The following is a 20,479-nucleotide window of genomic DNA, read 5'->3' on the forward strand; positions in this document are numbered from 1 at the left end:
ATCACACCGCAAGTTTCATTAAATCAGTCTGGGTGGCAGTGGCGGCGGTCAGCTCTCCGGCGATCCGTCCGTCACGGAAAACAATAATCCTGTCACTCATCCCGATAATCTCCGACAGCTCAGAAGAGACCATCACAATGCCTTTGCCCTGTAAGGCGAACTCAGACATAAACTTATAAATTTCTTTCTTGGCACCGACATCCACGCCGCGTGTCGGCTCATCGAGCAGCATCACATCCGGCTCGATCAGCGCCCAGCGTCCCAGAACCACTTTCTGCTGGTTACCGCCGCTGAGGTTCCCGACCAGCTGATCCGCATCCGGGGTTTTGACATTGAACAGTGTGATCATGTCGTCTGCACGGGCACGCTCTTTGCGGTCATGAATAAAGCCGCCGGTACTGATGGCACCAAATGAGGCGATATTGATATTTTCATTGATGGAGCGGCCCAGCATCAGCCCGGTATCTTTGCGGTCTTCAGTGACATAGGCGATCCCGGCATTAATGGAATCTTTCGGTGTGTGTTTGTCGAGGAAGCGGTCACCAATTTTTATGGTGCCTTTATCGGCGTGTTCGATGCCGAAAATCAGGTCGAGGAACTCAGAACGGCCGGAGCCGACCAGCCCGTAAATTCCCAGGATTTCGCCTTTTTTCAGCGTCAGGCTGATGTCCTGCACCTGGTCATCGCGGGACAGTTCCCGGACTTCCATAATGGTTTCATCTGTCGGCTCGTTAAATTTGGCGAACTCATCTTTGATCTCACGGCCGATAATCAGCTCAATCAGCTTCTCGCGGGTAATATCCGCCAGCGGGCCGTCGGTGATAAAGGTACCGTCACGGAAAATGGTGAAGGTATCGGCTATCTGAAAAATCTCGGACAGGCGGTGTGAGACATAAATAATGCCTTTACCTTTTTCCGTCAGGCGGGTGATGACATCGAAAATCTTCTGCGCATCCTCCTCGCCGATGGCGGAGGTCGGCTCATCCATAATGATGATATCCGCATCCGCGTGGGAGAGGGCTTTGGCGATTTCGACCAGTTGCTGTTCCGCCACACTCAGGTTGCGCATTTTTTCTGACGGGGAGATATCAAAATGCAGGTCGGTCAGCAGTTCAGCGGTCTGCCGGTTGAGCTGTTTAAAATCGACAAACCCGAACCGGCGCGGCTCCCGCCCCAGCCAGATATTTTCCGCCACGGTCAGATCAGGAATGGAACTCAGCTCCTGCTGAACAATGGCGATACCGGCGTGCAGGGCTTCGATCGGCTGATGAAACTCACAGCGTTTGCCTTTGACATAGATTTCCCCCGCATCCGGGCGGATAAAGCCCATCAGGATGCTCAGGAACGTGGATTTACCGGCGCCATTCCCGCCGCACAGGGCGTGAATGGAACCTCTTTTCAGTGAAAACTGCGCGTTCTTCAGTGCAACAACCTGACCAAAGGCTTTGCGCACCCCTTCAACCCGCAGTAATTCCTCATTGTCAGCGACAGTGGCTGTCATACGGTGACCTCCGGGTATTCTGATGTCAGTAAAGCAAGGTAGTTCTGATACAGGGACTCATAAACCGCCACATTCGCCGGATCCGGCTGTGTGCGGCTGCTGTCATCCAGTTGCACAAAGCGGTCGCAGAGAGCGGCCAGCTGTGCTTCCGGTGCGCTGTCTGCGCTGAGGGTGTCACACCAGATTGCCTGAACCGCTGCACCCAGCGCTGCCGCTTCCTGGTTGGTGACGCACACCACCGGTGCCGCCATGATATCCGCGACAATCTGACGCCATTTCACGCTGCGGGCACCGCCGCCGGTCAGACGGATCTCACTGGTGGTAATTCCCTGCTGACGGAACAGATCGATACCGAAGCGCAGCCCGTAAGTGGCACTTTCCACCACAGCCAGGCTCAGGTTCTGCGGAGTCAGGTTGCTGCCGTCCATATTGTGAAGGCTGGCGCGGGCTTCGGGTAACTGAGGTACGCGCTCACCATTAAAGAACGGCAGCATAATAAGACCGCCCGCACCGGGTTTACTGCTGTTCAGTGCATCATTAAAGGCCTGAATATCTATGCCTAATAAGGACTGAACCGTAGTGGTGGCGGAGGTGACATTCATGGTGCAAATCAACGGCAGCCAGCCATTGCTGGAGGAGCAGAACCCGGCGATCATCGCGGAATCCGCCACAACCGGTTGTTCCGCAAAGGTAAACAGCGTACCGGAGGTACCGAGGCTCATCGTAGTGATGCCCGGACGGATATTTCCGGTACCGATGGCGGCCATCATGTTATCGCCGCCGCCGGATGCCACGCGGGTTTCCGGGGAAATACCGAGCTTTTCCGCGATCTCCGGACGAACCGTGCCGATGATTTGCTCTGCGCGCACCAGCGGCGGCAGCGCCTGCCATAAGCGGCCTTCCGGATCGATAAGATCAGCGGCGGCCTGATCCCACTCACGGGTACGGATATTGAGCAGCCCGGTCCCGGAGGCATCGCCGTACTCGGCACAGGCCTGGCCGGTGAGCCAGAAATTCAGATAGTCGTGCGGCAGCAGCACATAGCGCAGCTGTTTCCACAGTTCCGGGTGCTGCTGTTTAAAGCGGATAATTTTTGACACGGTATAGCCGGTCTGCGGCAACACACCCAGGCGGTCAAGTGCAGCCTGTTCACCGCCCAGAGCATCAATAAACCACTGATTTTCTGCACTGGTCGAGGTATCACACCACAGTTTGGCAGGCGCAAGTACCGTACCGTCATGACTGACAGGTACAAAACCGTGCTGCTGGCCGGAAACGGCGAGGGCGCGGATATCCCGCCCGTCAATCCCGGCGTTTTTAATCGCCTGAGCAAACGCGGTTTCCAGCGCATCAGTCCACCAGACAGCTTCCTGTTCACGGCTCCCGTCTGATTCGCTGATCATCGGGTGAGAGGCCGAGCCCTCACCCAGAATACGCGCGGTCCGGTTATCGGCAATAATGACCTTGGTGCTTTGTGTTCCGCAGTCAATACCGGCATAGAGCGTCATGGTTTACTCCATTTCCAGCACAATTTTCACATCAGTCGCACGGCCTTCGGCTGCACGCTCATAGGCTTCGACACTGTCTTTGAACTTGTAGGTTGCGGACAGCAGCGGGGCCACATTCAGTTTGCCGGAGCTCAGCAGACGGATGGTGCGCGGATACATATTGGCGTAGCGGAAAATAGTTTTGAAGGTTACTTCTTTCGCCTGTGCCGCCACGATATCCAGCGGTGCCGGGTCGATAGGCATACCGACGAGAACTGCGGTGCCGCCCGGGGCGATATGATCAGAGATGGACGCAATAACCGGTTTCGCGCCGCTGCACTCAAACAGGACGTTCACGCCTTCGCCGCCGGTCAGCTCACGGACTTTATCCGCCAGTGCCTGCTGGTCTTTACTGTTAACCGCGTGCAGGCCCTGATATTTCTCAGCCACTTTCAGTTTTTCATCAAACACATCACAGATGATGACATCGGAACAGCCACCGGCCAGTGCGCACAGCGCGGTAATGATACCAATGGTCCCGGCACCGATAACCAGACCGATATCGCCCGGTTTGATCCCGGCTTTGGTCGCGGACTGCATACCGATTGCCAGCGGCTCAACCATTGCGCCCTGGGCAAAGGAAACGTTATCAGGCAGTTTAAAGGTGAAGGCGGCAGGGTGGATCACGCTTTCACGCAGGCAGCCGTCGATTGGCGGGGTCGCCCAGAAACGGACGGCAGGATCAAGGTTATAGATACCGGCACGGGATTGCGGGGACTGCAGATCCGGAATACCCGGTTCCATGCACACGCGATCGCCGACTTTCAGGTGTTTCACATTTTTACCGGCTGCAGTGATCACACCGGACGCTTCGTGACCCAGCACCATCGGTGCCTCAACCACAAACGGCCCGATACGGCCATGCTGATAATAGTGAACGTCGCTGCCGCAGATACCGACGGTGTGGATTTTAATCTCAACATCGTCGTCGCCAAGTACTTCATTGCTCTGCCAATCCTGAATGGCGATTTTCCCTGCTTTCTCTAATACTAATGCCTTCATGATCATTTCCTTTCATTAAAATGATATCGATATCATTGCTATGATGTGGATAATAGAGCAATGTTTATTATAATTATGTGATGATGGTTAAACTTTTATTAAATAAAGTCTGATCTACTCATGTAGTATTCGGCAAAGGGTCTTCCGGGTCACATCTTTGCTATCTGTGACAAGGCTATAATGATAACGATATCATTCAGGAGAGAGACAGATGAATAAACAGCCGTATATCGCGGAATCACTGGCGGTTCTGGAACAGGCACATATCATTCTGACAGAAGCGGAACAGCAGCATATTGAAATTGCTCACTTTAATCTGCCGGATTATCCCCGCTCTGGCCTGCAACTGCTCACGTACTGCAACAGCCCGCTGTACTGCGCCAAAGAGCTGGTTCTCTTTGCTGACCAGACCTGTCCGGAGCACCGTCATCCGCCGTACAAAGACCGGCCGGGTAAGCAGGAAACTTTCCGCTGCCGCTGGGGCGAGGTGTATCTGTTTGTGGATGATCCTGCGCTGACACTGAATCAGGATGCTCAGGGCAATCCGGTCTGCCGTCCGCCGCAGGGGGATGAGGAATGGTACACCTGTGACCGCTTTATTCTGCTGCGGCCGGGAGAGCAGTACACCATCATGCCGGATACCCGCCACTGGTTTAAAGCCGGGCCGCAGGGCGCGGTGGTGTCGGAGTTCTCCACAGAAAACACCGATGAATACGACATTTTTACCGATCCGCGGATAAAAAGACTCGAGTGTTAAAAAGTTGTTAGTGTCGGTTTAAGTAATAAAAAGCGTGTTTTTCACGTGACTGAATCGATTTAGATGATATTATAATGGTATAAAATGATACGTTGCTGCTAAGGAGAGAAAATTGGCGGAACCCCGGACACAGAAAGTCACACTGGAAAATGTGGCCGCTATTGCGAATGTCAGTAAGATCACCGCATCCCGCGCATTTTCGCAGCCGGATAAGGTTCACCCGGAAACTCTCAGGCGTATTCTCGATGCCGCAGATAAAATCGGTTATGTGGTGAATGCGGCGGCACGCAGCCTGCGCGCGAAATCCTCCCGTACCATCGGTATTGTCAGCCCGGACATGAGCAACCCGTTTTTCGGCGGGCTGGCCAAGCGCATCACCCTGGAAGCCTATAACGCCGGGTATGACACGCTGATGTTTGACTCCTATGAATCCCGTGAAAATGAAGCGCGTATCATTGATAAGCTGATTGGTTACAACGTGGATGCCATCATTCTGTCCGTTGTCTCCGCCGAAAGGGTGTATCGCCCGGCGTATATGAAACAGCTGGAACTGCTCAATATTCCGGTGATCCTGGTTGACCGTGAGCTGGATGCCAAGGCATGCAGCGGCGTTTACATCGATAATCTCGACTGCGGATTGCAGGCAGGGCGCTATCTGCTGTCACAAAAAGCGGATAACGTGGTGATTGTCTCCGGCCCGGAAGATTCCAATGTGGCCCAGGATCGCGTAACCGGCATGGTGGCCGGTCTGCACGGCCAGGTCAGCAGCGTTAATGTGCTGCATGCGGACTTCCTGATGGATGAAGCCTTTAAAGTCACCGATCATTACCTGAAATACCATCCCGCGCCGGATTATTTTGTCGGCTGCAATAACCAGATCTCACTCGGGATTATCAAAGCTTGTATCCGCCACAACCTGATCCCGCAAAAAGATGTCTCGCTGTTCAGCATCGATGAAGTCTCTCATGCCGATATCTACGGATTCAACTTCCCGTGCATTTCTCATGATCTTCAGGAAATTGCCTGGCAGGCCATCAATATGGCAGTGCGGCGGGCGACCGATCGCAGCGCCCCGGCGAGCAAGGTGGTTGTGCGCGGTCTCCTCAAATCCTGAATCCGCGTCATCCTTCCGCCTGTGGCTGTGTTGGCTTCGTTCGTCCCCCCCGGTCACATACTGGTGTATGCTCCCGGGGAATCCTTCCCTTGCCGCCTTGCCACAAACCGGATGATTCAGCAGATTTCGCGAACAGGGACGTGTCAGCGGCTTTCCGCTTTGCCGGTTATCCCGCCGCCCTGGTTTGAAAGAAGATGGTTTTATTCTTTCCGGCGGCGGCTGCACTTTGCCGGCACTCAATGTTGGCAGCAATACCCCGCCTCTATGCCATCGCACTGATGGTTTTGCGGAAGCGCAGCAAAGCCGCACCAAAAAACGCGCCGCCGATAATGATCAGATAAATAAACTGCGGCCAGACGATCAGGAAATCCGCGCCCCGGTAGAGAATAGCCTGTGCCAGGCTGACAAAGTGTGTCGTCGGCATGGTCTGCATAATATCCTGCACAAACTGCGGCATACTTTCCCGCGAGGTCATCCCGCCTGATAACATATTCAGCGGCAGCAGCACCATAATCATCAGCAGCCCGAACTGCGGCATCGAACGGGCGAGCGTCCCCATAAAAATTCCGATGGAGGTGGTGGCAAACAGACTCAGCGCCACCCCGCACATAAACAGCGTAATTGAACCCTCTATCGGCACCTGCAGCAGAAAGCGGACAATCAGCAGCAGCGAGCCGAGTGAGGCAAGCAATACCACCAATCCCATCGACCAGACTTTGGACATCATGATTTCAAACGGCGTCACCGGCATCACCAGCAGATGCTCAATTGTGCCGTGTTCCCGCTCGCGGATCAGTGCCGCCCCGGTCAGGACAATCGACAGCATCGTGATATTGTTGATAATCGCCATTACCGATCCGAACCACATCTGATTCAGGTTCGGGTTAAAACGGGCGCGGATATCCAGATCCACCGGCAGCACCGTGTTTTGCCGGTTTTTAGCCAGAAAAGTATTCACCTCCCCGGTAACAATATTCTGAATATAACTGTTGCCGAGAAACGCCTGGCTCATGCGGGTGGCATCAACGTTCAACTGAATGGCGGGACGGCGTCCGGCCAGCACATCACGCTGAAAATTCGGCGGAATATCCATGGTAAACGTGTAGGTGCCGCTGTCCATCAGGCCGTCCATCTGACTGATATCAATATCTGCCGGGGCCAGAAAATAGGGCTCGTAAAAGCTGTTGATAATGCGCTCGCTGAGCTGAGAGCGATCCTGGTCCGCAATGGCAATCGGTGCCAGATGCAGCGAACCGGAGGTCACCGTCGCCGAGGAATAGATTGATACCGTGAATGCAAACACGATCAGTGCCAGCATTGCTTTATCCCGCATCAGGCTGCGCAGCTCTTTCATGCCGAGATAGATAATATTCTTCAGTGTCCGCATGTTATCCCTCCTGCTTTTTCAGGAAAAAGATGCTGCACCCGAGAACAACCGGAATAGTTATCAACAGCGGAATAAAGGCCTGATACAGATCGATAAGCCCCAGCCCCTTGGAGAAGGTTCCCCGGGTAATGGTCAGGAAATGAGCGGTCGGGTAGATGTGTCCTATCCAGTAACCCATACCTTCCAGTGATGAAACCGGGTCAATCATTCCGGAAAATTGGGTGGCCGGGATCAGGGTGATAATCGCGGTTCCGAAAATTGCGGCAATCTGGCTTTTCATAAAGCAGGAAATCAGCAGCCCCATGCTGGTGGCAATGGTGATATAGCAGAATGCGGCGAGTGTCACCGTCAGCAGACTGCCCTTGAACGGCACTCCGAATACCCAGACGGAGAGGGCGCAGAGCAGGAAAAAGTTAAACATCCCCAGCACGATATAAGGCACCTGTTTGCCGATTAAAAACTCTGTTTTGGTCACCGGCGTGACATAGAGATTGATAATCGACCCCAGCTCTTTCTCCCGCACCACACTAAGGGCGCTGAGCATTGCCGGTATCATCATCAGCAGCAGCGGGATCACCGCCGGAACGATAGCAGGCAGACTTTTCACATCCGGGTTATAACGGTAACGGGTTTCGATATCGATGGCAGAGCGCAGCGGGTTTGCCACCGGCTGTTTTGATGCCATGCGGGTCAGCCAGTTGAGATGCATAGCCTGCACATAACCGCGCACCGTTTCAGCCCGGTTCGGCATGGCGCCGTCCACCCAGACACCCAGTTTCACATCATGGCCTTTGGCGATATCACGGGCAAAATCCGGCGGAATTTCAATCGCCACCGCGATTTCCCCGGCGCGCATCCGGCGCTCCATATCGTCATAATTTTGCAGCGGCGGCTGTTCGATAAAGTAGCGCGAACCGGAGAGATCCTGCACATAGTTCTGGCTGGTGGTGGTCTGGTCGCGGTCGAGCACGGCAAAACGCAGATTTTCCACATCCATACTGATGCCGTAGCCCATAATAAACATCAGGATCACTGTACCGAGCAGCGCCAGTGTCAGCCGCACCGGGTCGCGGCGCAGTTCCAGCCCCTCACGCAGACTATAACTGAACAGACGGCGCAGACTGAAACGGCGCTTCAGTGCTGTGGCGGCAGCTTCGCCGCTGTCGGCGGGTAATTCCGGTGCTTCCGGCGGCGGGGCATCATCCTCAATCCCCGAGGCTTTTTTCAGATAATCAATAAAGACGGCTTCGAGGGTGTCAAATTGGCTGTTGGCGACCAGATTCTCCGGGGTATCCGTCACCAGTACTTTCCCGGCGTGCATCAGCGACATGCGGTCGCAGCGGGCGGCCTCATTCATAAAGTGGGTGGATATAAAAATCGTCACGCCGTCTTTGCGTGATAAATCCACCATCAGATCCCAGAACATATCGCGGGCAATCGGGTCAACGCCGGATGTCGGCTCATCGAGGATCAGCATTTCCGGGCGGTGAATAACCGCCACGGCCAGCGATAAACGCTGGCGTATCCCGAGCGGTAACCCCTCCGGCATGGCATCGGCAACATCCGTCAGTTTAAAGCGCGTCATCATTTCATCAACGCGGTCATCAATTTCGTTTTCCGGCACATGGAATAATTTGGCGTGCAGCACCAGGTTCTGTAAAACCGTCAGCTCACTGTAGAGGGAGAACGCCTGCGACATATAACCGACCCGCATCCGCGTATTCAAATCTTTCGGATCGACCTCCTGACCAAACAGCCACGCCTTGCCTTCCGTGGCCTGCAACAGCCCGGTGAGCATTTTCATGGTGGTGGATTTACCGCAGCCGTTGGAGCCGAGGAAACCAAAGATCTCTCCTTTCGGGATGCGGAAACTGACGTGGTCAACGGCGGTGAAACTGCCGAAGCGCATGGTCAGATCCTGTGCCTCGATAGCAATCTCTTCATTGTCCTGCGCCTTGCGCGGCGGGATCACCACCGCTTTGTGATCTTTGCGTTTTTCTTCCGGCAGCAGAGCGATAAAGGCGGCTTCCAGCTCATTAGTCTGTGTCTGCGCTTTCAGTTCACGGGCGTGTCCTGTCGCCAGGACTTTGCCGTCGTCCATTGCGACCAGGTGATCAAACCGTTCCGCTTCTTCCATATAGGCCGTCGCCACCAGCACACTCATATTTTGCTGGCGTTCGCGGATGCGGTCGATAAGCTCCCAGAACTGGGCGCGGGAGAGGGGGTCAACACCGGTGGTCGGTTCGTCGAGGATCAGCAGTTCCGGGTCATGGATCAAGGCACAGCACAGTCCGAGCTTCTGTTTCATCCCGCCGGAGAGTTTTCCCGCAGGGCGGTCGCGGAACGGGGCGAGCCCGGTGCTGGCGAGGAGATCGTCAATCCGCAGACGACGTTCTTTCTCAGACTGGCCGAACAGCCGCCCGAAAAAATCCACGTTTTCAAACACCGACAGGGTGTGATACAGGTTTTTCCCCAATCCCTGCGGCATATAGGCAATACGCGGACATACCGCGCGGCGGTGCTCTTCTTCGCGGATATCACCGCCCAGCACAATCACATTACCCTGCTGCACTTTACGGGCACCGGCAATCAGGGAAATCAGGGTGGATTTCCCGACACCGTCCGGCCCGATCAGCCCCACCATCTGCCGGGCGGGGATGTTCAGCGTGATATCATCAAGGGCGCACACATCACCGTAATGATGCGTAACCTGTTCCAGGGTGACGATTGCGGTGTCGGAATGCTGTTTTGATGATGTCATTGAGGTAATTTCACCTCCAGGTCAGCCGGCCAGTCCTGCTTCGGGTCAAGCCGGATATAAGCGCGTCCCGGCAGACCGGTTTTCACATATTCCAGATGTTTTTCCAGCAGTTCGGGGGCGATACGCGCACGAACGCGGAACATCAGTTTCTGGCGCTCATTATCTGTTTCCACAGTTTTAGGGGTAAATTGCGCGACACTGGCGACATACGAGGTTTTCGCCGGGATCACCAGGTCCGGAGCGGCATCAAGAACAATATGCACATCACCGCCGATGCCCGCCTGTCCGGCCTGTTCGGTCGGCAGGAAGAACGTCATATAGACATCGCTGAGATCGACCATATTCACCACACGGCCACCGGCACCGAGCACTTCACCCGGTTCGGCAACGCGATACTGAACACGGCCGTTGCGCGGCGCTTTCAGCTGGCTGTCATCCAGATCCGCTTCAATCCGGTGTTGTGTCGCCAGAGCGGCATCCACTTTGGTCTGTGCCTGGATAATACCGGACTGTGCGGCATCAATCGCCGCAGAAGCCGCTGCCACCTGAGCTTTCGCCGCTTCCACGGCAGCACGGGCACCCTGGACAACAGCTAGGTCATCATCCACCTGCTGAACAGATACCGCGTTGGTTCTCACCAGTGCCTGTGAACGCGTCAGACGTTTTTGCGCAGCGGTCAGTTCTGCGGTGCGCTGGCGTACCATCGCCTCTGCGGCGGCTTTCTCACTTTTCCGCTGAGCCAGTGCCGAGCGCGAGGAAATCACATTACTGTCCGCCTGGCGGTACTGCGCCTGAGCCTCGCTCAGTTGTGCCTCCAGTGTCCGGGTATCCATCTGCGCCAGCACATCTCCGGCGCGGACAAAATCCCCCTCTCTGACATTGATGGTGCTGATGCGTCCGGCGGTTTTGGTTGAGATATCAATTTCCGTTGCCTCGATCCGTCCGTTGCTCTGAGCGAAGCCCGCAGGCAGCCCCGGGCTTTGCAGCATGCGGAACAGGTAGCCGCCGCCGGCAAGGACAATGATCAGGATGAGATAAAAAATCCACGTTTTACGTTTTGATTTTTGCATAGATACCGTGATTACCCTTCTTATGGAAAATAATGAGATAAGCACAACAGCAGCATTTCAATATCAGGCTCGCAAATAATGATGCTTTTAATTTTCAGAACGATGACATTAAATGCTGACAAAGAAAGCATAACCGGATCAGCAGGATAAAGCTGCCGTATATATCACATTCACTGTAAACGGCAGAATACAGCGCCGGGGGATTACACGAATTGCACTGGTTTTTTATCTGACACAGGGATTTTTTACGCCGGAGGCTATCAGTCAGGGGAGTTTGTTTGCTAAAATTTGTCTCTTTCCTTTCCGATAATGACTAATATCTGCGGGATGCAGCCGGAAATATCCTGCTGCATCCTGCTCTTTTGAGTAAATGAGCTTATGTCGCAAAATACCAACACAGTGCCGAAAGTCGGTTTCGTTTCTTTAGGCTGCCCGAAAAACCTGGTGGATTCCGAGCGGATTCTGACTGAACTGCGCACGGACGGCTATCAGGTTGTGCCAAGCTATGATGATGCCGATGTGGTGATCGTCAATACCTGCGGTTTCATTGACAGTGCTGTGCAGGAATCCCTGGAAGCAATCGGCGAGGCACTGGCGGAAAACGGTAAAGTGATCGTGACCGGGTGTCTGGGTGCGAAAGAAGACCAGATCCGTGAAGTGCACCCGAAGGTGCTGGAAATCACCGGTCCGCACAGTTATGAGCAGGTGCTGGCGAATGTCCGTAAATATGTGCCGAAACCGGCGCATGATCCGTTCACCAGCCTGGTACCGGAGCAGGGTGTGAAACTGACGCCGCGCCATTACGCGTATCTGAAAATTTCTGAAGGCTGTAATCACCGCTGCACATTCTGCATTATTCCGTCCATGCGCGGCGATCTGGACAGCCGTCCTGTCGGTGAGGTGCTGAGTGAAGCGCAGCGCCTGGTTGAAGCCGGTGTGAAAGAACTGCTGGTGATCTCCCAGGATACCTCTGCCTATGGCGCTGATATCAAACACCGCACCGGTTTCCGCGATGGTCTGCCGGTGAAAACCAGCATGATCGGTCTGTGTGAGCAGTTATCCCAGCTCGGTGTGTGGGTGCGTCTGCATTACGTTTATCCGTATCCGCATGTGGATGATGTGATCCCGCTGATGGCAGAAGGCAAAATCCTGCCGTATCTGGATATCCCGTTACAGCACGCCAGCCCGCGTATTCTGAAACTGATGAAACGCCCGGGTGCCGTTGAGCGCACACTGGAGCGTATCAAACGCTGGCGTGAAATCTGCCCGGAACTGACACTGCGTTCCACCTTTATTGTCGGCTTCCCGGGTGAAACCGAAGAAGACTTTCAGATGCTGCTGGACTTCCTGACTGAAGCCCGTCTGGATCGCGTCGGCTGCTTTAAATACAGTCCGGTGGAAGGGGCACATGCCAACGAATTACCGGATCAGGTGCCGGAAGAGATCAAAGAAGAGCGCTATCACCGCTTTATGCAGTTACAGCAGCAGATCTCCGCAGAGCGTCTGGCTGAAAAAATCGGCCGCACACTGCCGGTGATCATTGATGAAGTTGATGAAGAAGAGGGCGCTGTCGGCCGCAGTATGGCGGATGCGCCGGAAATCGACGGTATGGTATATCTCAACGGTGAATTTGATGTGCAGCCGGGGGATATTGTGATGGTGAATATTGAACATGCCGATGAGTATGATCTCTGGGGCAGCGTGGTGCGCGAAGCATGACAAACAGTGACAACCGCCTGACCGGACGCCTGATGTTCGGTAATGACCCGGTTCTGCAGGCCGCATGGCTCTATTATCAGTCCGGCCTCAGTCAGACGGAGGTGGCTGATGCGATGGGGATTTCCCGCGTGACCGTGGTGAAATACCTGCAGACGGCCCGGGAAAACGGTGTGGTGCATATCAGCCTGGATATGGCGCGTTACAGCCGCATCGATATGGCGTTGTCACTGAAAAAAAAGTTCAATCTGACCAATGTGCTGGTGGTACCGGACAGCCCGGTTACGGAGGCGGCGGCAGATTCCGCCCGCCGCCGGGAAAACATGGCACAGGCGGCCGGGGTGTATCTCAGTCAGGTGATTGAGGACGGGGATGTGCTCGGCGTGGCCTGGGGACGGACAATTCACTATATGGCGAAGTGTCTGACACCAAAAGTCATCCGCAATATGGCGGTATTACAGATGCTCGGTTCCGTGCCGTCGCAGCCGGATTTCACCACGGTGGAATCGTCCTCGCTGATTGCCGGAAAGTTCGGCGGTGAGTGTGCGTATCTGCATGTTCCCGCGATTGTCAGCTCTGCGGAGCTGGCAGATGCACTGCGCCGTGAGCCTATCATTCAGGCAAACTTTGCTCAGCTGGATCGCTGCACCAAAGCACTGTTCGTGGCCGGAAATGTCACGGAAGAGAACCCGCTGATCCGCGCCGGCGTGATCACGGCAGAGGAAATGACTGACTTCCGCCGCAAAGGGGCGGTCGGGGTTATTTGCGGACGTTTTTATGATCAGGCGGGTGAGCCGCTGGATACCCATACGGATGCCCGCATCCTCGGTATCCGGCTGCCGCAGCTGCGCAACATTGCACGGCGGATTTTTATCGCCACCGGTGAACAAAATATCGCCGCCACCCGCGGGGCACTGCGTGGCGGATATGTTTCTGATTTAATTGTTGATCCGCTGATCGCGGCACATTTGCTGTCAGATAAATAAGTGCAAAAACCGCCGGAAGGCGGTTTTTTTACATTAGAGCATTAATATTGCCGGTTACTGTTTTTCTGCCGCCGCTTTTTCTTCCGGTGTGCGGGTATCTCCCTTACCGTTATTCAGCAGCTGAATAGCACAGTCCATATATTTATCCGCACCGGCCTGAATCAGCTCGTGGTTAAATGCAACAGCGGGTGCGCTGTCCTGCAATGCGGTCACATTGATATCACCGTTAAACTGCTTGTTTAAATCCACTTCGCCTTCAATCGTGACATAGTAAGCAATGCCGTCCGGCAGATAGCGTCCGCACTCTTCAATGCTTTTTTCGCTGAATTGCGGGGATTTTTTTGTGGCGGCACATCCGGACAGGAGAAGAACGGCAGAAGCAAACGCAGCATAACAAATGACTTTTTTCATAAAAACCTTAAATAACAGATACATTAAGGTTTTAATTATATTGCAAATGATTATCATTTAAAATAATTAATTACGTAAGGTGACAAAAAACGACGCATTGCGCCGTTTTCTGCCGCCGGTAATCACTATTTTCCGGTTTTCAGTCCGTAGGTTTTGAATTTCCCCAAAACCCGCTGCATCTCCTCACTGCTCAGTACCGGCACATCCGGTGTGATGGCCCGGACTTTCAGATACAGCGCGGAGAGCACTTCAACCTCATGCGCCAGCCACAGCGCTTTTTCCAGGTTGACTTCCATCGCCAGCATGCCGTGATGCTGCATAATCAGAGCCTTACTGGTTTTAATCCCTTCCGCAACAATATCAGCCAGTTCGTGTGTGCCGAAGGTGGCATACGGCACACAGGGGATATGGTCGGTTCCGGTCACGGCGACCATATAATGGATGGCCGGAATGGATTCATTGAGAATGGATACCGCCGCTGTATTCAGAGCGTGATTATGGACCACCGCATTCAGCTCAGGACGCGCCTGATAGCAGCTCAGGTGAAAGTGCCATTCGCTCGACGGGATTTTATCCGCCTCTGCCTGGCCGGTACTGTCCATATACACAATGCTGTCCGGGGTCAGTTTTTCATAAGGCACGCCGCTCGGGGTGATCAGCATGCCGTCCTGCCAGCGGGCGCTGACATTACCGGACGTCCCCTGGTTGAGCCCGCTTGCGTTCATCTTCAGACAGGTATCGATAATCTGTTGTGCCAGTTCAGTACGGGTCATGATCACACCTCATACTCAGACGGCCACATCTCCGGGAACATGCCTTTCAGCCCGGCCGGGGAGGCATCACAAATGCCGCGTTCGGTGATAAGCCCGGTGACATACTCCGCCGGAGTGACATCAAAGGCATAGTTACCGCAACGGGTGCCCGCAGGTGCAGTATTCACCCAGCTGCGGGTACCTTCCGGTGTGATGCCGAAAACATGTGACTGTTCCTCACCGGCACGCTGTTCAATCGGGATCTCTTTTACCCCGTCCCACACGGTAAAATCGAGGGTCGGTGACGGCAGCGCCACATAGAACGGCACATTGTTCGCTTTGGCCGCCAGTGCTTTCAGGTAAGTGCCGATTTTATTGCAGACATCCCCGCGAGCGGTGGTGCGGTCAGTGCCGACAATACACATATCCACTTCGCCGTGCTGCATCAGGTGCCCCCCGGCGTTATCTGCAATCAGGGTATGCGGCACACCGTGCGAGCCCAGCTCAAAGGCAGTCAGTCCGCCCTGGTTGCGCGGACGGGTTTCATCCACCCAGACGTGAATATTAATGCCTTCATCATAAGCCTGATAAATCGGTGACAGCGCGGTGCCCCAGTCAACGGTAGCCAGCCAGCCGGCATTACAATGGGTCAGGATATTCACCGGCTCACCCGGTTTTTTGCGGGCGGCGATGTCGCGGATAATTGTCAGGCCGTGTTCGCCGATGCGGTGACAAATTTCCGCATCTTCATCAGCGATTTCAGCGGCAATACGGTATGCGGCGTCACCGCGCTCAGCCGCAGGAAGTGGTGTCAGGGCACCGCAGATTCTGTCCAGCGCCCATTTCAGGTTGATCGCGGTCGGACGGGTGGCAACCAGCACGTCATAAGCGTTTTTCAGGGCGGCATCACTGCTGTCACGGTGCATCGCCAGCGCCACGCCGTAAGCAGCCACAGCACCAATCAGCGGTGCGCCGCGTACCCACATATCTTTGATGGACGTTGCGGCTTCCTCCATCGTCGTCAGTGTGATGATACTGACTTCAAAAGGCAGTTTTGTCTGATCAAAAATACAGACATCAATACCATTATCTGCGGGCCAGACGGAACGGTAATGTTTTCCGTTAATTTTCATTATATAACCTCGTGTGCAGGTGACGCTTAACAATAAGAAAGAAAGGCTTCGACATCGGTAAAGCTGTGATAATGGCGCGCGTTGACAATCAGCTCCCGCGCCAGTTTCAGGGCTTTGCGCTCAAGTACCGCGCGTTTGTCCGCATCAGCAATGGTTTTGAAATCAGCAACTCCGGCAAACCCGAGCAGGCGGCGGTTGATTTCCAGCCCGGCATTGACCAGCGTGTCCTGAAACAGTTCTTCGAAGAAGCTGTCCTGAGCGGCTTTCAGGAATTTGTCATCAAACAGGCCGTCCTGGTACAGCTCACGCGGCCAGGCATCGCCCTGTGATTTTTCGGCCCACAGGCGGCGGAATTCAGTCTCAAACGTATTCCAGGTCTGGCTTATCTGCGATAACAGCCATTGCTGATAGCGCGCGGTCTCTTCCTCTGTCTTCCGGTGTCCGGGCTGAGAAAACCAGGCCATATATAAGTTACCGGCATAGTTGCCGGTATCAAACGCCATCGGCCCCATAAAACTGAATTCAGGATCAATAACCTGAACAGAGTCAGTGCCAATCATGACGGATCCGGAGTGCAAATCTCCGTGCAGCAGCGCCTGTGACTGTGTCATAAATTTGTACTTATAGCGCATCGCGACCTGCACCATTTCTCTGTCCAGCATCACGGCATTTGCATCGCGGTCAAGCTGCGGAGAGGTGTGATTATTGCGCGGCGCCGGGAAGTAAGGTTCGGTAAAAATCAGATCTTCGGTGATTTTGCATAATTCATGGTTAGCGGAGAACTGTGCGGTCAGGGCTTTTTTCTCCTGTGCCGCCATGCCGATATCCGAGGTATGGAACAGAGTTTGCGCCATAAACAGGCCGGTTTTCTCCGCCAGCTGAGGGACATATTCTCCTGCAATCAGTGCTTTACGCAGAATGATATGGTCAGCGAGGTATTCCATGGCAAACAGCGCCATGGCTTCGTCATAGAAATAGACATCCGGCACACTGTCAGGTGCGAAACGTTTCTCCTGTGACAACGCATGGTATTCGAAATAATTACGCTGCAAAGAGAGTTCCCAGGATTCACCGGCCGCACGGACATACGGCAGTGATTGCTTGACCACCAGAGTCCGCTCACTGCCTCTGACAATAAACACCAGATTGAGATTACCGTCACCGACTTCCTCTGTCTGCCAGGATTCCGGCGTGCCGCCTGGTAAAATGTCATCCGGTAAATGTGCGGACAGGTAAGCGGGAAGGGTGCCACAGGTTAGCGGGGTATATCCGGCAGGGGTTTTTTGCGTCATAAGATAACCTCAGAAACAGAGATAAATGGCTACATATGTAAATTATAACTATACATATGTATTTTTTCTGTGATGCAACTAACACATAGCCGGAAATAGCCTTTCTTAAGCAGGTGATAAGGAAGTAATATAAATATTTCTTAAGTATTTTCACGCAATTATTTTTATGAAATACCGGGGTATATTATTAACCGATATTCAGTGAACGGTATTTTTCAGAAATACTTTTAATCTTATTAAGATTCTATTTTGATATTAATTGTGATCGGGTAGGTATTATTACATTAAACAGACGTATTGATATTGCAAAGAATACACCTATAAGGTTAAATCCCGATTACTAAGACTGAAGATGCCGGTTATTCATGACTGTTGATTTTTATTTTTTAAATTTCATGTTGTTATGAGGTTATTGAGCCGCTGATAAGTAAGCGGATGGCAGACTCTGAAAAACAGAATTTTTTGTTATCACGTTGTCAATATAAGTGAAGGAGAATCTTATGGAGACAGGAATCTATATATCCCTGTGTCGGAACACGGATTAAAGAAAAGCGAAAATACTTAGGATTAAGTATCGTCCGGTTAGCGGAAGACATGGGAATAACGCAGCAGCAATTTAACCGTTATGAACGGGGAATAAGCCGGATTAGTATACATTATCTGATGTATCTGGCAGAAATGTTCCATGTTCCGGTGGATTACTTTTTCGATCAGGAATAGTTTATCCCCGCTAAGTAGTGACACCGTACCACCTGTATGTGAGAATAGCCGGCAATTAACATCGCACTGGTTGCTAATTGCCGGTCGGTCATTTGTGGTAATAGGGTCACAGGTATAATGTCACGCGAATTCTTCCGAAAAGTTGCGGATAAGCAACATATAAAACTTACTTACATCACTCATTTCTATTGTAATCAGCAAGATATTTCTGAAGTTATCAATTTGCTTCGTGAATATGAAAGCATGCCGGCATCGGTGCTGGACTATGTTCAGTTTGTCATTGTTGATGACTGCTCCCCGCTTGAGTATGAAATTCCTGAATTTGATTTAAATCTGACATGGCTGCGGATCACAACCGATATTCCGTGGAACCAGGGTGGTTCCCGTAATCTGGGGGTGACCTATGCGGCGTCAGACAAAATTCTGATGACCGACCTGGATCATGTCCTGCCGGTTTCGACGTTTACTTATCTGATTAATGCGGCAAACCCGGGTCGGACATTCTATAAACTCTACCGCCGGGGTGAGCAGGGGAATCTCCGTAAAGGGCATTCCAATCTGTTCTTTATGTCCCGCGCCCGCTTCTTCCGTTTTTACGGTTATGATGAAGAGTTTTGCGGCCATTACGGCGCGGAAGATTACCGTTTTGTGAAACTGCAGAAATATCACGGCTCCCGTCAGCGCTACCTGCCGAAATCGGTGTATGCCACAGAGCGGATTGTGGATCGTGATAAGTCTTATCATACGCTGGACAGAAGTCTGGAATACAACACGCCGGTTGATAAACGCAAGCATGAGGAAGTCTGCACGTATGGTGCGGAATCCGGTCATTCCCGGCTGTTCCTGGATTTTGAATGGAAAATTCTGCGGTCGGTCTGCCGTACATCGCCGGTAGTCCGGGAGAAAAATCCGGGCTGGAAAGCCCGCTGGTGGCTGCGCTGGTTATTTGCGCCGCTGGCAAAATAAAGCAGCATAAAAAAAGCGCCCATCGGGCGCTTCTTTGTATCTGTCTGATTTATCAGAATGCTTTGCTGTTTTTAGCAATAATAGCAGCAGCACGGGTCAGATAAGAAAAGAAAGTTTTGATGCTTTTCATAATAAACTCCTGCTTTTGAGTAAGTGATTAAGCCTGTTTGGCTTTGATGGCGCTACTATACCATTTTTGTGATGAATGTCAAATTTTATATAAACTTTATTTTAAGATATTAAAATTGTTTTTAACTACGGCAGGACTCACAATAACCGGTGATCTGCAGATCATAAAAAAAGCGCCCATCGGGCGCTTTTTTTGTATCTGTCTGATTTTAATCAGAATGCTTTGCTGTATTTTGCAATGATAGCAGCAGCACGGGTCAGATTGGAAAAGAAAGTTTTGATGCTTTTCATAATGAACTCCTGCTTTTGAATTAGGTTGGTAAGCTGTTTTGCTTCGATGGATGTATCATAGCATTTATGCGATGTTCGTCAACTTTTTTATCAAAAATATTTTTAAATATTAAAATTATTTTTTTGGTAATATCCGCCGGATTGCGGATTTTCCTGCATTCTGGTTATAACTCAGTCCGATTCAGTCTTACAAAATCCCGCTATATAAGATTTTTCCGGTTTAATATTTTATATCGATATAAAAATGACAGTTAAATTAATAAGTTATTGACTTAATTTGATTAACTTAAACAAAATATTTGTCCGATATGGCCGGAAAATTCACGTAAAGTATCCCGCTGTTACTGAAATGTTATCCGTATGGAACAGCAAAGGGTATTTATCAATGCAATGGAAAAATAGTGCGCAACGGTACGGGCACCTCTCCGTTCTGCTTCACTGGGGCGTGGCAATCACCGTTTACGGGATGTTTGCACTGGGGCTGTGGATGGTTTCGCTGGGTTACTATGATGTCTGGTATCACCGCGCACCGGAGATCCATAAGAGTATCGGGATCCTGCTGTTTATTGTGCTGGCTGTCCGCATGATCTGGCGCTGGCTTTCCCCGCCGCCGCCGGCATTATCCACTTACAGCCGGTTTACCCGCATCAGTGCCGCACTGGCGCACTGGCTGCTGTACGGTATTTTGTTTGCCATTCTGATCACCGGCTATTTTATCTCAACGGCAAATGGTCAGGCGATATCGGTTTTCGGCTGGTTTGATGTACCGGCCACAGTGACAGACGGCGCAGAGCAGGCGGATACCGCCGGTACGGTTCACCTGTACCTTGCCTGGTCGGTTGTTGTGTTATCGGCGCTGCACGCGCTGGCGGCACTGAAACATCATTTCTTTGATAAAGACGCCACATTAAAACGCATGCTGGGCATGAAACCCTGAACGGGCT

At 52.5% G+C, this 20,479-nt stretch carries 17 protein-coding genes; 7 read left to right on the forward strand and 10 right to left on the reverse strand.

The window, feature by feature from the left end; all coding sequences use genetic code 11:
• Position 1 precedes the first annotated feature (1 nt).
• From X965_RS01485 to X965_RS01495, 3 genes are read right to left on the reverse strand one after another with little or no spacing between them, the layout of a single operon-like run.
• Positions 2 to 1,501 carry a sugar ABC transporter ATP-binding protein gene (locus tag X965_RS01485; protein ID WP_004237725.1) on the reverse strand — a complete coding sequence of 500 codons (1,500 nt, stop codon included), beginning with the start codon at positions 1,499 to 1,501 and terminating at the stop codon, positions 2 to 4.
• Positions 1,498 to 3,009 carry a xylulokinase gene (gene xylB, locus X965_RS01490; protein ID WP_036416733.1) on the reverse strand — a complete coding sequence of 504 codons (1,512 nt, stop codon included), beginning with the start codon at positions 3,007 to 3,009 and terminating at the stop codon, positions 1,498 to 1,500. Before xylB ends, X965_RS01485 begins: the two co-directional genes overlap by 4 nt.
• 3 nt (positions 3,010 to 3,012) lie before the next feature.
• A complete protein-coding gene (locus tag X965_RS01495) occupies positions 3,013 to 4,050 on the reverse strand; it encodes an NAD(P)-dependent alcohol dehydrogenase (RefSeq protein ID WP_015422928.1) in 1,038 nt (345 codons plus the stop codon).
• A gap of 211 nt (positions 4,051 to 4,261) precedes the next feature.
• Between X965_RS01495 and X965_RS01500 the strand changes: the two genes are divergently transcribed.
• Positions 4,262 to 4,807, forward strand: a complete 546-nt coding sequence (locus tag X965_RS01500; RefSeq protein ID WP_004237728.1) for a D-lyxose/D-mannose family sugar isomerase — start codon at positions 4,262 to 4,264, stop codon at positions 4,805 to 4,807.
• Between the two features lie 112 nt (positions 4,808 to 4,919).
• Positions 4,920 to 5,921, forward strand: coding sequence for a LacI family DNA-binding transcriptional regulator (locus X965_RS01505; RefSeq protein WP_004237729.1), 1,002 nt, complete (start codon positions 4,920 to 4,922; stop codon positions 5,919 to 5,921).
• Between the two features lie 262 nt (positions 5,922 to 6,183).
• On the opposite strand, the gene X965_RS01510 is transcribed toward X965_RS01505, so the two are convergent.
• Genes X965_RS01510 through X965_RS01520 form a run of 3 tightly spaced genes read right to left on the reverse strand, consistent with a single transcriptional unit; the run spans position 6,184 to position 11,139 of the window.
• Complete coding sequence (locus X965_RS01510; RefSeq protein ID WP_004237730.1) at positions 6,184 to 7,308, reverse strand: ABC transporter permease; 1,125 nt, start codon at positions 7,306 to 7,308, stop codon at positions 6,184 to 6,186.
• 1 nt (position 7,309) lies between these two features.
• Positions 7,310 to 10,069, reverse strand: a complete 2,760-nt coding sequence (gene rbbA, locus X965_RS01515) for a ribosome-associated ATPase/putative transporter RbbA (RefSeq protein ID WP_036416736.1) — start codon at positions 10,067 to 10,069, stop codon at positions 7,310 to 7,312.
• Positions 10,066 to 11,139: an HlyD family secretion protein gene (locus tag X965_RS01520; RefSeq protein ID WP_036416738.1), complete on the reverse strand. Its 1,074-nt coding sequence runs from the start codon at positions 11,137 to 11,139 to the stop codon at positions 10,066 to 10,068. Before X965_RS01520 ends, rbbA begins: the two co-directional genes overlap by 4 nt.
• Positions 11,140 to 11,517: 378 nt before the next feature.
• Between X965_RS01520 and rimO the strand changes: the two genes are divergently transcribed.
• Both rimO and X965_RS01530 read left to right on the forward strand, forming a co-directional pair.
• Positions 11,518 to 12,858, forward strand: a complete 1,341-nt coding sequence (rimO, locus tag X965_RS01525) for a 30S ribosomal protein S12 methylthiotransferase RimO (RefSeq protein ID WP_004237733.1) — start codon at positions 11,518 to 11,520, stop codon at positions 12,856 to 12,858.
• Positions 12,855 to 13,841: a sugar-binding transcriptional regulator gene (locus X965_RS01530; protein ID WP_036416741.1), complete on the forward strand. Its 987-nt coding sequence runs from the start codon at positions 12,855 to 12,857 to the stop codon at positions 13,839 to 13,841. Before rimO ends, X965_RS01530 begins: the two co-directional genes overlap by 4 nt.
• A gap of 54 nt (positions 13,842 to 13,895) precedes the next feature.
• Here X965_RS01530 and X965_RS01535 read toward each other — a convergent pair whose 3' ends face one another.
• From X965_RS01535 to mtnK, 4 genes are all read right to left on the reverse strand, one after another.
• The gene (locus X965_RS01535) at positions 13,896 to 14,252 is read right to left on the reverse strand and encodes a hypothetical protein (RefSeq protein WP_065425773.1); all 357 of its coding nucleotides are present in this window, start codon (positions 14,250 to 14,252) and stop codon (positions 13,896 to 13,898) included.
• A gap of 125 nt (positions 14,253 to 14,377) precedes the next feature.
• Positions 14,378 to 15,025 carry an L-fuculose-phosphate aldolase gene (locus X965_RS01540; protein ID WP_036416743.1) on the reverse strand — a complete coding sequence of 216 codons (648 nt, stop codon included), beginning with the start codon at positions 15,023 to 15,025 and terminating at the stop codon, positions 14,378 to 14,380.
• Positions 15,026 to 15,027: 2 nt separating this feature from the next.
• Positions 15,028 to 16,137 (reverse strand): S-methyl-5-thioribose-1-phosphate isomerase, encoded by a 1,110-nt coding sequence (mtnA, locus tag X965_RS01545; RefSeq protein ID WP_004237737.1) that lies wholly within the window; start codon positions 16,135 to 16,137, stop codon positions 15,028 to 15,030.
• 26 nt (positions 16,138 to 16,163) lie between these two features.
• Positions 16,164 to 17,429, reverse strand: a complete 1,266-nt coding sequence (gene mtnK / locus X965_RS01550; protein ID WP_004237738.1) for an S-methyl-5-thioribose kinase — start codon at positions 17,427 to 17,429, stop codon at positions 16,164 to 16,166.
• A 540-nt stretch (positions 17,430 to 17,969) separates the two neighbouring features.
• Here mtnK and X965_RS19705 point away from each other — a divergent pair.
• The 3 genes from X965_RS19705 (at position 17,970) to X965_RS01565 (ending at position 20,472) form a co-directional block, all read left to right on the forward strand.
• Positions 17,970 to 18,149, forward strand: coding sequence for a helix-turn-helix domain-containing protein (locus X965_RS19705; protein WP_225902866.1), 180 nt, complete (start codon positions 17,970 to 17,972; stop codon positions 18,147 to 18,149).
• 117 nt (positions 18,150 to 18,266) lie between these two features.
• A complete protein-coding gene (locus tag X965_RS01560) occupies positions 18,267 to 19,115 on the forward strand; it encodes a glycosyltransferase family A protein (RefSeq protein ID WP_004237741.1) in 849 nt (282 codons plus the stop codon).
• An 805-nt stretch (positions 19,116 to 19,920) separates the two neighbouring features.
• The gene (locus X965_RS01565; protein ID WP_015422926.1) at positions 19,921 to 20,472 is read left to right on the forward strand and encodes a cytochrome b; all 552 of its coding nucleotides are present in this window, start codon (positions 19,921 to 19,923) and stop codon (positions 20,470 to 20,472) included.
• The last annotated feature ends 7 nt before the right edge of the window (positions 20,473 to 20,479 follow it).

This window comes from Morganella sp. EGD-HP17, from assembly GCF_000512315.2.
In the GTDB taxonomy this organism is placed as follows: domain Bacteria; phylum Pseudomonadota; class Gammaproteobacteria; order Enterobacterales; family Enterobacteriaceae; genus Morganella; species Morganella morganii.

Excerpts from the sequence above, each read along its gene's own strand:
- X965_RS01495 (WP_015422928.1), bottom strand. The coding sequence starts at position 4,050 with ATGAAGGCATTAGTATTAGAGAAAGCAGGGAAAATCGCCATTCAGGAT.
- X965_RS01530 (WP_036416741.1), top strand. The coding sequence starts at position 12,855 with ATGACAAACAGTGACAACCGCCTGACCGGACGCCTGATGTTCGGTAAT.
- rbbA (WP_036416736.1), bottom strand. The coding sequence starts at position 10,069 with ATGACATCATCAAAACAGCATTCCGACACCGCAATCGTCACCCTGGAA.
- rimO (WP_004237733.1), top strand. The coding sequence starts at position 11,518 with ATGTCGCAAAATACCAACACAGTGCCGAAAGTCGGTTTCGTTTCTTTA.
- mtnK (WP_004237738.1), bottom strand. The coding sequence starts at position 17,429 with ATGACGCAAAAAACCCCTGCCGGATATACCCCGCTAACCTGTGGCACC.
- xylB (WP_036416733.1), bottom strand. The coding sequence starts at position 3,009 with ATGACGCTCTATGCCGGTATTGACTGCGGAACACAAAGCACCAAGGTC.
- X965_RS01520 (WP_036416738.1), bottom strand. The coding sequence starts at position 11,139 with ATGCAAAAATCAAAACGTAAAACGTGGATTTTTTATCTCATCCTGATC.
- X965_RS01565 (WP_015422926.1), top strand. The coding sequence starts at position 19,921 with ATGCAATGGAAAAATAGTGCGCAACGGTACGGGCACCTCTCCGTTCTG.
- X965_RS01535 (WP_065425773.1), bottom strand. The coding sequence starts at position 14,252 with ATGAAAAAAGTCATTTGTTATGCTGCGTTTGCTTCTGCCGTTCTTCTC.
- X965_RS01485 (WP_004237725.1), bottom strand. The coding sequence starts at position 1,501 with ATGACAGCCACTGTCGCTGACAATGAGGAATTACTGCGGGTTGAAGGG.
- X965_RS01500 (WP_004237728.1), top strand. The coding sequence starts at position 4,262 with ATGAATAAACAGCCGTATATCGCGGAATCACTGGCGGTTCTGGAACAG.
- mtnA (WP_004237737.1), bottom strand. The coding sequence starts at position 16,137 with ATGAAAATTAACGGAAAACATTACCGTTCCGTCTGGCCCGCAGATAAT.
- X965_RS01510 (WP_004237730.1), bottom strand. The coding sequence starts at position 7,308 with ATGCGGACACTGAAGAATATTATCTATCTCGGCATGAAAGAGCTGCGC.
- X965_RS01560 (WP_004237741.1), top strand. The coding sequence starts at position 18,267 with ATGTCACGCGAATTCTTCCGAAAAGTTGCGGATAAGCAACATATAAAA.
- X965_RS01540 (WP_036416743.1), bottom strand. The coding sequence starts at position 15,025 with ATGACCCGTACTGAACTGGCACAACAGATTATCGATACCTGTCTGAAG.